The sequence below is a fragment of the Pectinatus frisingensis genome (assembly GCF_015732285.1).
Taxonomy (GTDB): domain Bacteria; phylum Bacillota; class Negativicutes; order Selenomonadales; family Selenomonadaceae; genus Pectinatus; species Pectinatus frisingensis.
Map to the genome: position 1 here is coordinate 1 of NZ_WIQU01000055.1, position 374 is coordinate 374.

The window sequence follows — 374 nt, forward strand, 5'->3', positions numbered from 1 at the left end:
CCTTCTTTTCCTTGTTTAAACATATCGGTAATATAATCAATTAACTTTGTTGTTCCGATTACCGACATCTTTTCAGAATCATTTTTGACCGCCGGATCAGTGAATAAAGATTTTTTTGCTGCCTGTAAGCTGTCTATTACCGTATCAAAAAAAGAGGGATCGTTATAACTTGCATTATAGTAATTTATATTAATAGCAATCCAATTTAATCCCATATCCAAATTGGAAGAGGCTGCCCCCAAGCCTAATCCACCATTTTGTGCAATATTTTTATACTCGGGAAGTTTTTCAGCAAGAGAGCTAAAAGTATCATTTATATTCTTAATAATAATTTTTTCATAATCATTTTTAACATTTAATTCGAAAATAATATC

1 protein-coding gene is annotated in these 374 nt (G+C 30.5%); it reads right to left on the reverse strand.

The window, feature by feature from the left end; translation table 11 throughout:
- A partial coding sequence (locus I6751_RS10720; RefSeq protein WP_196599096.1) for a hypothetical protein occupies positions 1 to 374 on the reverse strand: 374 nt, incomplete at both ends.